Origin of the sequence: Rhizobium sp. IBUN (assembly GCF_000510625.1) — a bacterium.
Lineage (GTDB): Bacteria > Pseudomonadota > Alphaproteobacteria > Rhizobiales > Rhizobiaceae > Rhizobium > Rhizobium altiplani.
Genome location: NZ_AZNV01000081.1, coordinates 1 through 8,985, shown reverse-complemented (window position 1 = coordinate 8,985; position 8,985 = coordinate 1). Strand labels below are relative to the sequence as shown.

Annotated in this window: 10 protein-coding genes and 2 pseudogenes; 6 read left to right on the top strand and 6 right to left on the bottom strand. The window is 60.3% G+C overall.

Features of this window, described 5'->3' with window-relative positions; all coding sequences use genetic code 11:
* From RHIBUN_RS36165 to RHIBUN_RS0132410, 3 genes and pseudogenes are all read left to right on the top strand, one after another.
* Window positions 1–102 (top strand): annotated as a pseudogene (locus RHIBUN_RS36165) (electron transfer flavoprotein subunit beta/FixA family protein); the annotation flags it as partial.
* 25 nt (window positions 103–127) lie between these two features.
* Window positions 128–1,078, top strand: a complete 951-nt coding sequence (locus RHIBUN_RS0132415; protein WP_025662822.1) for an electron transfer flavoprotein subunit alpha/FixB family protein — start codon at window positions 128–130, stop codon at window positions 1,076–1,078.
* Between the two features lie 148 nt (window positions 1,079–1,226).
* Window positions 1,227–2,108, top strand: coding sequence for a 3-hydroxybutyryl-CoA dehydrogenase (locus tag RHIBUN_RS0132410; protein WP_025662821.1), 882 nt, complete (start codon window positions 1,227–1,229; stop codon window positions 2,106–2,108).
* 92 nt (window positions 2,109–2,200) lie between these two features.
* On the opposite strand, the gene RHIBUN_RS0132405 is transcribed toward RHIBUN_RS0132410, so the two are convergent.
* From RHIBUN_RS0132405 to RHIBUN_RS0132385, 5 genes are all read right to left on the bottom strand, one after another.
* Window positions 2,201–2,731 carry a hypothetical protein gene (locus RHIBUN_RS0132405; RefSeq protein WP_018857804.1) on the bottom strand — a complete coding sequence of 177 codons (531 nt, stop codon included), beginning with the start codon at window positions 2,729–2,731 and terminating at the stop codon, window positions 2,201–2,203.
* A gap of 273 nt (window positions 2,732–3,004) precedes the next feature.
* Window positions 3,005–4,201: an arsenite efflux MFS transporter ArsK gene (gene arsK, locus RHIBUN_RS0132400; RefSeq protein ID WP_037218250.1), complete on the bottom strand. Its 1,197-nt coding sequence runs from the start codon at window positions 4,199–4,201 to the stop codon at window positions 3,005–3,007.
* Window positions 4,176–4,604 carry an arsenate reductase (glutaredoxin) gene (arsC, locus tag RHIBUN_RS0132395; protein WP_025662819.1) on the bottom strand — a complete coding sequence of 143 codons (429 nt, stop codon included), beginning with the start codon at window positions 4,602–4,604 and terminating at the stop codon, window positions 4,176–4,178. The genes arsK and arsC overlap by 26 nt, the downstream gene beginning before the upstream one ends.
* Window positions 4,601–5,302 (bottom strand): MIP/aquaporin family protein, encoded by a 702-nt coding sequence (locus RHIBUN_RS0132390; RefSeq protein ID WP_025662818.1) that lies wholly within the window; start codon window positions 5,300–5,302, stop codon window positions 4,601–4,603. The genes arsC and RHIBUN_RS0132390 overlap by 4 nt, the downstream gene beginning before the upstream one ends.
* Before the next feature lie 30 nt (window positions 5,303–5,332).
* Window positions 5,333–5,686 carry a metalloregulator ArsR/SmtB family transcription factor gene (locus tag RHIBUN_RS0132385; RefSeq protein WP_025662817.1) on the bottom strand — a complete coding sequence of 118 codons (354 nt, stop codon included), beginning with the start codon at window positions 5,684–5,686 and terminating at the stop codon, window positions 5,333–5,335.
* Between the two features lie 42 nt (window positions 5,687–5,728).
* Between RHIBUN_RS0132385 and RHIBUN_RS0132380 the strand changes: the two genes are divergently transcribed.
* The 3 genes from RHIBUN_RS0132380 (at window position 5,729) to RHIBUN_RS0132370 (ending at window position 7,684) form a co-directional block, all read left to right on the top strand.
* The gene (locus RHIBUN_RS0132380) at window positions 5,729–6,244 is read left to right on the top strand and encodes a DUF6428 family protein (protein WP_025662816.1); all 516 of its coding nucleotides are present in this window, start codon (window positions 5,729–5,731) and stop codon (window positions 6,242–6,244) included.
* 87 nt (window positions 6,245–6,331) lie between these two features.
* The gene (locus tag RHIBUN_RS36675; protein WP_156932799.1) at window positions 6,332–6,526 is read left to right on the top strand and encodes a hypothetical protein; all 195 of its coding nucleotides are present in this window, start codon (window positions 6,332–6,334) and stop codon (window positions 6,524–6,526) included.
* Window positions 6,527–7,003: 477 nt separating this feature from the next.
* Window positions 7,004–7,684, top strand: coding sequence for a peroxiredoxin-like family protein (locus tag RHIBUN_RS0132370; protein ID WP_025662814.1), 681 nt, complete (start codon window positions 7,004–7,006; stop codon window positions 7,682–7,684).
* Between the two features lie 352 nt (window positions 7,685–8,036).
* On the opposite strand, the pseudogene RHIBUN_RS34620 reads toward RHIBUN_RS0132370, so the two are convergent.
* Window positions 8,037–8,687, bottom strand: a pseudogene (locus tag RHIBUN_RS34620) (IS110 family transposase); the annotation flags it as partial.
* Window positions 8,688–8,985 lie beyond the last annotated feature (298 nt).

Genomic DNA, 8,985 nt, shown 5'->3' with positions numbered 1-8,985 from the left:
GTCTTGAAGACCGAGGAACCGTCCGGCCGCAAGGCGGGCGTCAAGGTCAAGTCGGTCGCCGAGCTGGTCGAGAAGCTTAAAGTCGAAGCCGGCGTGCTTTAAAGGTTCGAGAAAGGGAGATATATCCATGGCCATTCTTCTTCTGGCTGATCACGACGGCAACCACCTTTCCGACCAGACCGCCAAGACGCTGACNGCGGCGACACAGATCGCCAAGGAACAGGGAAGCGAAGTGACCGTGCTTGTCGCCGGCGCCGGCGCCAAGGCCGCGGCCGAACAGGCTGCCAAGCTGTCGGGCGTGTCCAAGGTGCTGGTTGCCGAGGACGCAAGCCTTGCCAACAATCTGGCCGAGCCGCTGGCCGCCCTGATCGTTTCGCTGGCCGCAAGCTATGATACGATCATCGCCGCCGCCACCTCGACCGGCAAGAACGTCATGCCGCGCGTCGCCGCCCTGCTCGATGTCGCGCAGGTCTCCGAGATCATCGAGGTGGTTTCGGCTGACACCTTCAAGCGGCCGATCTATGCCGGCAACGCCATCCAGACGGTGCAGGCGACCGACACCAGACGAGTCATCACCGTGCGCACCGCCTCGTTCTCCCAGGCCGTTCCCCAAGGCCTAACTGCTGCCGTCGAGGAAATCTCGACGGCAGCTCTTTCTTCATCGCCACTGTCGACCTTCGTCAGGGACGCGCTGTCGGCCTCCGACCGTCCGGAACTGACGTCTGCCAAGATCATCATCTCCGGTGGTCGTGCCCTTGGCTCTGCCGAAAAGTTCAGGGAAGTCATCCTGCCGGTCGCCGACAAGCTCGGGGCTGCCGTCGGCGCCTCGCGCGCTGCCGTCGATGCCGGCTACGCCCCGAACGACTGGCAGGTCGGCCAGACCGGCAAGGTCGTCGCTCCTGATCTCTACATCGCCTGCGGCATCTCGGGTGCCATCCAGCACCTCGCCGGCATGAAGGATTCGAAGGTCATCGTCGCCATCAACAAGGACGAGGAGGCGCCGATCTTCCAGGTTGCCGACTACGGTCTCGTCGCCGATCTCTTCGAAGCACTACCGGAACTGCAGAAGGCGCTCTGATGCGTGCAGATGCCCTTATTTCGCACTTGCGAATGACTGGAAAATTATCTTTTTAAGGGCTACTACTTCTGCCGGGCGATCATTTGCCCGGCAGTTTTGTTAGAAAAATGCGGCAGCGCGGCGGCGCATGCCGAGCGGGGGTTTGGAGATGAACGCGGTGTTGAAGACGATTGGCATTATCGGCGCAGGCCAGATGGGTTGCGGCATCGCGCAGGTTTCGGCAGATGCAGGCTATAAGGTCCAGCTCTACGATCTCTCCGAGGAACGCGTCCAGCACGGCCTGGCCACCATCAACGGCAACCTCGCCCGCCATGTGACGAGCGGCAAGATGACGGACGAAGAGCGTTCCGCCACCCTCGCCCTGATTTCCGGCTCCTCCGACATCAACGATCTTGCCGCGTCCGATCTCGTGATCGAAGCCGCGACCGAAGACGAAAACGTCAAGCGCAAGATCTACGCCCAAGTGTGTCCGGTCCTGAAGCCGGAAGCAATCCTTGCCACCAACACGTCCTCGCTCTCGATCACCCGGCTCGCTTCCGCCACCGACCGCCCCGAGCACTTCATGGGCATCCATTTCATGAATCCGGTGCCGGTCATGAAACTCGTGGAACTGGTTCGCGGCATCGCGACGGACGAAGTGACCTTCGCAACCGCCAAGGACTTCGTCGCCTCGCTGGAGAAAACGGTGACGGTCGCCGAGGATTTCCCGGCCTTCATCGTCAACCGCATCCTGTTGCCGATGATCAACGAAGCCATCTACACGCTCTACGAAGGCGTCGGCACCGTCGACGCCATCGACACCGCCATGAAACTAGGCGCCAATCATCCGATGGGGCCGCTGCAGCTTGCCGATTTCATTGGCCTCGACACCTGCCTGTCGATCATGCAGGTGCTGCACGACGGCCTGGCTGACTCGAAATATCGCCCCTGCCCGCTGCTGGTGAAATATGTCGAAGCCGGCTGGCTCGGCCGCAAGTCCGGGCGCGGCTTCTACGATTATCGCGGCGATACGCCGATCCCGACCCGCTGACGCCAACCGATCTCGACGATCCGCACGGTCTCGTTTCATTCTTGCCGTTCGAAGGTTGTCCGCCGAAACTGACGAGCTGGCGAAACCAGAACCTATGCGCCGCGAGCATCGCGCTTCGCCTGCGAAACGGCGCTCGCCTTCCGCAGTCTACCGCGCTCCATGGGGCGGATGAGATCTTTGCGCTTTGTGCTTTCGATCGAGTGCATGCCTGCGTGGGCCTGCCGCGTGTTAAATGACTCGTCCTTCTCGCTTTTCGCTTCTTTCCTTCGTGCCAACGCGGCGCGCATGTTCTCGACCATCTGAATTTTAGCAAGCATTCGACGCCGGCGGGCCTGTTCCGCGTTCACGCTGCGCACGCCCATGGCCAGAACTTCGAGTTTGCCTCTCGTGCCTGTATCCTTGCGTGCCGGTGTCGCCCCTTTGGGTTGCGCCTTGCCTCTCATTTCCCTGCGCTGTCTGTTCGCCTCGCTTTGCGCACGATCGCGCCTTTCACGGATTCGCTTGGCGAGATCAGAGAGATCTGTATCCGACAAATCCTGCATTGCCGGATGGTGAGTCTTTTGAACGAGCTGCCATTCGTCCGCCGTTAGCAAACGCTCTGCCTGCTTGCGCGAAATTGCCATCTACGCCTCCTACGCTATCGCATCAGTACACCGACTTGGTTCGAGAGGGCTCGCTGCGCACCAGCAAAGCGAGCTAGAGATTCGAAAGCTTGGTTCGGTCGCGGGTCCAACTTATCCGCGCGACTGTGTCTGATTCACAAACCTAGCGCTGACGGCAAGGTCGGCAATAGACTTGCAGTGTCGCTAGTCGCACGGTCACTGCGATAGAAGTACTCCAGGTTGCCGGCGCTCGCGACCGGCCACGGCTTCCGGTCGGCGGTGCGCCAACCGCAATCATCGCAACGCCGGGATGGAAAGTAGCGCGATGATGGAAAGCCCGCCTAAAGCAGCGGCCGTGCCGAGCGACTGTGTGATGCCGAAGTTCTCCATCGCAAAAGCCAGGACGAACGGCGCAAGCGCCGACAGGATCAGCCGCGCTGCCATCATTCTCCCTTGCAGCTTGCCGTAACCGTCGCTGCCGAAGAGATGCAGAGGCAGCGTACCGCTGACGAGGCTCAGCAGGCCATTACCCATGCCGAAGATCACGGCGAAAGCCATCGCACCCGGCACGGACGGAGCCGTGAACAGCAGCACCAACACGCCGCCCGGAATCAGCATGGCCGCGATCACCGCCAGATGGATTGCCGGCAGGTTCTTACCGAAGACCATGTTGATCAGCCGGCTGCTGACCTGCGATGGGCCGAAGAGTGTCCCCACGAGGGCAGCGGCTCCGCCGAGCCCAAGTCCGGACAGTAGTGGCACCAGATGCATCAGCGTGGCCGAACTGACGAGCGACATCAGTGATAAGCCGCTGACCATGATGGAAAAGCCGAGCCGGCGGCGAGCAGGAGGCAAGATCCCCTCCACTCGCGGGGCGGCGACCAATGCCGCCGTCGTCCTTTGCGTGCTCCTGCTGCGCGACAGCCATGCATGGATCGGCAGGCAGATGGACAGGTTGAGAACGGCGAAGATCAGATAAACGTTCTGCCACGTAAGATGCGCATTCAGCGCCGCGGTGATCGGCCAGAAAATCGTCGAGGCAAAACCGGCAATCAGCGTCAGATAGGTGATGCTGCGGGATGCAACCTGTGGCCGGATCTGCACAAGCAGCGCGAAGGCTGCGCCGTACTGAACAAGGTTTGCGGCAACTTCGACGGCGATGAGCGCGGCAACAAACACGGCCTTGTTGGGCGCGAGAGCGCAGGCGGCCAGAGAGAGGGCAGCAATAAACGAGCCCGTAGTCATCACCCGGCCGGCGCCGATCCGGTCAAACAGCGCTCCCAACCACGGAGCCGTTAGGCCGCCGACCAGAAGCGCCGCAGAGAGAGCGCCGAAGACCCATTCCTTCGACCAGGCAAACTGCGCGGCCATATCGGGAGCAAGAATGCTGAAACTGTAATAGAGGGTGCCGTAGCCGATGATCTGTGTCACACCGAGCGCCAGCACGGCCAGAAGCGGCACGCGTTCAGACAAGGCGTTTACCTTGGGCATCGAGAACCTGCTGCCCGTCTTCCTTGGCGAACGGACCTTTGTGGGTGCCGGGCAGGATATCCAGGACGACCTCCGAAGGCCGGGCGAGGCGCGTGCCCAGCGGGCTGATGACGAAGGGACGGCTTATCAGGATCGGGTCTTTCAACATGGCATCGAGCAACTCGTCATCGGTCAGGTCAGGGTTGTCGAGTCCGAGTTCGGCGTAGGGCGTATCTTTCTCGCGGATCGCGGCACGGACGGTCAGGCCTGCATCCGCGATCATCTTTAAGAGTTGTTCACGGCTCGGCGGATCTTTTAGGTATTCGACGACCACAGGTTCGATGCCCGCATTGCGGATCATTGCCAGCGTATTACGCGAGGTGCCGCATTTCGGATTGTGATAGATCGTGACGTCGATTGTCATGGCGCAGGTTCCGTTTCAGTCAGTGATTGAGGATTGCGAGCTTCCATCAGCAGCCAACTCGCCAGCAACAGCGCCAGCAATGCGCCGAGGATTTCTGCGACAATAAAACCCGGCAGATCGACCGGGCGGATGCGGGAAAAAGTGTTCGTCAGCGAGCGGGCGATAGCGACCACAGGATTGGCGAATGAGGTCGAAGCGGTGAACCAGTAGGCCGCCGTGATATAGAGGCCGACCAGCCATGCCACCGCATCGGCGCGAAAGCGCAGACCGGCGAGGATGACGAAGACGAGGCCGAACGTGGCAGTCACTTCGGCCAGCCACTGCGCGCTGCCGGTGCGGATGATGGTCGAGACCTGCAGTAGAGGCAGTCCGAACATGGCATGCGCGAGCAGCGTTCCGGCAACGCCGCCAAGGATTTTTGCACCGATATAGGCCTGCACCGAAGAGGCAGGCAGCGCGCGGCGGAGCGCAAGAACCAGCGATACGACCGGATTGAAGTGAGCGCCGGAAATCGGCCCCAGGATGGTGATCAGCACCACAAGGATCGCCCCCGTTGCCAGCGTATTGGCGAGGAGTGAAAGCGCCGGATCCGACGTCAGTCTGTCCGCCATGATGCCCGAGCCGACCACGGTCGCGACCAGAAGAGCTGTGCCCAACGCCTCCGAGGCAAGGCGACGGGAGAGCGGAAAAGATGTCATGGCCTCAGGTCCCGGACCAGATCAGGACGTTCATTGAATTTTTCCCTTGCCGGGCGGGCAGCAGGCAGTGACTTCCGCAGCCGGCGCACAGATTTCCGGATGGCCGGCGCAGCAGTCTTCCATCAGGAAGCGTACGAGACCGCCGAGCGCATCGTAATTGGCGGTGTAGATGATCGAGCGGGCTTCGCGCTGCTGGCTGACAAGACCCGCCCGGTCCAGCTCCTTCAGATGGAAGGAAATGTTCGAGGGCGATAGTTCGAGCTTCTCCGCAATCGTCCCGGCGGCCATGCCATCGGGGCCGGCAACGACAAGCATGCGGACGATCTGGAGGCGGGTCTCCTGAGATAGCGCGCCGAACGAAGCAAGGGCTTGACGTTCATCCATAATTCAATATTCCTTGAAATGTTGAAACAAGGAGTATCTCATATGAATGTGATCGACAAGGCCCTGTCTTCAGATATCAGCCTCGGCCTTCTGCTTGAGGCCCTGGCGGCATCTCCGGATCTCCCTCTGGCGTTCCGCTACGACGGTCGGTTGGTGAAGCCGGGCTACCATGTCACCGAGGTCAAGGCCGGACAGTTTTCGGCATTCGACTGCGGAGCCAACCCCGAAACGTGGGCGGAGATCTTCGTTCAGCTCTGGGATATCGAGGAGGGCGACCGCACCCACATGCCGGCCGGCAAGTTCGTCGCCATCATTCGCAAGGTTTCCGAACATGTGAAGCTTGATGGCTCGGCGAAGCTGACCTTTGAAGTAAGCGATGGCGTGCAGCCGATGCAGCTCTATTGCGCCTCGGTCCCGGTCATCAGCAACGGTGTGGTGCAGGTTGAACTCGTTGCCCGCGCGGCAAGCTGCAGGCCGCGTGACCGGTGGCTGGCCAAGCAAGCCCAAGAGACGGCCTGCTGCGGGCCAGCGAATGCTGCTACCAAATGCTGTGGCTAAATCCACCACTGACTGCTTGCGACGGATGGGGACGCTGACCGATGATCGTTGTGGCAACGGCGTTACCCAGAGACTGAGGATCGCGGCTTGGCCAGCGAAATTGTCGAGCATCATGGGTTGCCGTCGTCGCCCTTGGACGAAACCCAGCGATCAGCTTGCGACCCAAAGAATGCAAGCCAGCCCGGCGAAGAAGACCGCAAGAACGAGTGCAAGCCTGGCGAAGATCCAGCAATCGTCTGCGCGATCGAAGGCAACCTCGTGCTTATCGGTGTGCCCAGATGATTGCGCTTGAGCCGCCTGACGCGATTGCACCGCGACGTAATATAACCACCAGCGACCGTACATCGCCTCATCCTTCCAGCAAAACTGCATGACTGTTCAAGCGGCCAGATGATCGACCGCACCCGCTAAGATTATCGGTGCGGGCATACTTTTTCGATTGGATGGACGGGCACCCGATGTAAGCATTGCATAAAGGACGGTGATGGACTTCGCTGGCGGCGGCGGGCCGTTCATGTGGAGATCTGGCCGCCCTCACCGCCGTCCAACAGGCGCCCCGCAGAGCTAGACCAGTTTTGCTGTTTAGCGCTTGCTCGTCGGCCAATGTGGGGCCATTCTCAGGATCGATCCTGGCGGTTCGCCAAGACGAGAGGTCAGGCCTGCAACGCTTAATCTCGACCTCGACAGCGCCCAATGCGGGCTCGACTTCAAAGCACTTGTCGTGGTGCCTTTCTGATCCCCGCGGCGAGGAGGTTGTTTATGTCTGTGTGCCATGTCGAACATCTGTTGCAACCGGGCGACCAAGCTCCGAACTTTGTGCTGGATGCAATCTCACGCGAAGGGAAGATCGCACTTGATGACTTTCGCGGCCGCAGCCCGCTATTGATCGGTCTGTTTCGGGGCCTGCACTGTCCGTTCTGCCGTCGCCATGTCGCAGCTATGGCTCAGCTCAGCTCGTCGCTGCGCGAGAAAGGCATCGAATCCCTGGTCGTTGTAAGCACCCCGGTAGAACGCGCGCGACTCTATTTCCGTTACCAACCGATACCCAATCTTCTTGCGGCATCCGACCCGGAACGGGCTTTGCATCGCGCCTTCGGCTTGCCCGTCCTCGAGTTCACGCACAATGAGACCGACTGGCCATATAAGGTTGGAATGGACGTGGTCATGGCAATGCGGGTCGATCGACCGGGAGAGTTGCCGGAACCAATGGCCCCGCCCATAGCAGGCGATCTTCTCAACAAAAAGGACCGGTACGAATTTACGGAAGCCGATCGGCAGGGGAGCCTCGCCGGACACATGCAGCTTGTCGGTCACTTCTTGCTCGATCGAGAAAGTGTGGTGCGTTGGAGCTTCACGGAGGTCGAAGACGAGGGGCGAAATGTGTGCCAGGCGCTCAATCCCGAAGAGCTTCTGTCGGCAGCTTCTCAAATCGCAGATTAACAACGAAGAATTCAGAGTGGTTATCTAATCGCATTCCAGTCGTCAAGGTGGTTTAGGCATTTGGCGACCTTGCCAGGTTGCGGGTCGGCAACGCGGAGTAAAGCGATTGGTGGATCGGCGCTCAGCGGCCATGTCCTTTGGAGCTATCCGGTGCTGGGAGCAGGGTTGTCTTCGCGGTCGACAAATGTCGCCGCACAATGGGCTTCGCAGGCAGGACCTTCCTATGTGTAGCGCGCAGTCTCAACGAGCTGCAGCCACTCGTAGCGGAATGATCCAACCCACGTCCGCAGCAGGGACGCTCAGTGCCTCAAATCAGGTTTGACGCGCTGAGGGAAGAAGGCTGGCGTGTCGCTTATGCGGTGGCGCCAGCCGATGCGTTGAAGACTTCTCCTGTCCTGAGCATGCTGTGCATGATGACCGCAAGCTTCCGGGCAACTGCCACCGCAGCGCGCTTGAAGCCCAACCGCTCACGCAGCTTAAGCCCCCAGCTCTTTAGGCTGCTCTCGGTTCTGGCACTGGCGCTCGTGAGAAGCACTGTCGCCGCTTCATAAAGCAGCCCCCGCAGATGGTTGTCACCTCTTCGCGAAATATGGCCGTTATAGTCGACCCCACCCGACTGGTAGCGCCGCGTTGTCAGCCCGAGCCAGGCGCCAACCGAGCGCGACGTGCGGAAGTTTTCTGGATCTTCGATCGCTGCGACGTAGGACACCGCCGTGACGGCACCGATGCCTGGGATCGTCATCAGAAGCTTCGTAGCCTGGCTCTGCCGTGCCACTGCGAGCAACTGGCGATCAAGATCGGCCGCGCGCTTGCGAATGTCGCGCCATGCCTCAAGCAGGGGCAATATGATCCTTGCAAGGTCATCATTCCCAGCCAAAAGCTCTCTGACATTGCCATCAAACACCCGACCCGTTCCTTTGGGGATAATAAGACCGAATGTCTTCATCAGGCCGCGGATTTGGTTGCTAAGTTGAGTTGAGATGCTCAGGAGCTGATTGCGTGCGGATTCCGAGGCAATCCGCCCCCGCATTCCGAAATGATGCCGCCCCCCAATTCCGAGAATTAACCGCCCCCTTGTTCCGAGATGATGCCGCCCCCTGATTGGGGCTGTTTGTCGGGGTGTCCTGCTGGTGAGACGTTCCTCCTTTCAGTTGCCTGAGAGGAAGGAACGCGATGCCAGCGGAGAGACTAAAGATGCGGCGTGTCCGCGAGATTCTGAGATACAGATTTGCGGAAGGTCTTGGCCACAAGTCGATTGCGGCGCGCGTTGGTGCGGCCCCCTCGACGGTGCGCGAGACATT

Excerpts from the sequence above, each read along its gene's own strand:
- RHIBUN_RS0132410 (WP_025662821.1), top strand. The coding sequence starts at position 1,227 with ATGAACGCGGTGTTGAAGACGATTGGCATTATCGGCGCAGGCCAGATG.
- RHIBUN_RS0132405 (WP_018857804.1), bottom strand. The coding sequence starts at position 2,731 with ATGGCAATTTCGCGCAAGCAGGCAGAGCGTTTGCTAACGGCGGACGAA.
- arsK (WP_037218250.1), bottom strand. The coding sequence starts at position 4,201 with ATGCCCAAGGTAAACGCCTTGTCTGAACGCGTGCCGCTTCTGGCCGTG.
- arsC (WP_025662819.1), bottom strand. The coding sequence starts at position 4,604 with ATGACAATCGACGTCACGATCTATCACAATCCGAAATGCGGCACCTCG.
- RHIBUN_RS0132390 (WP_025662818.1), bottom strand. The coding sequence starts at position 5,302 with ATGACATCTTTTCCGCTCTCCCGTCGCCTTGCCTCGGAGGCGTTGGGC.
- RHIBUN_RS0132385 (WP_025662817.1), bottom strand. The coding sequence starts at position 5,686 with ATGGATGAACGTCAAGCCCTTGCTTCGTTCGGCGCGCTATCTCAGGAG.
- RHIBUN_RS0132380 (WP_025662816.1), top strand. The coding sequence starts at position 5,729 with ATGAATGTGATCGACAAGGCCCTGTCTTCAGATATCAGCCTCGGCCTT.
- RHIBUN_RS0132370 (WP_025662814.1), top strand. The coding sequence starts at position 7,004 with ATGTCTGTGTGCCATGTCGAACATCTGTTGCAACCGGGCGACCAAGCT.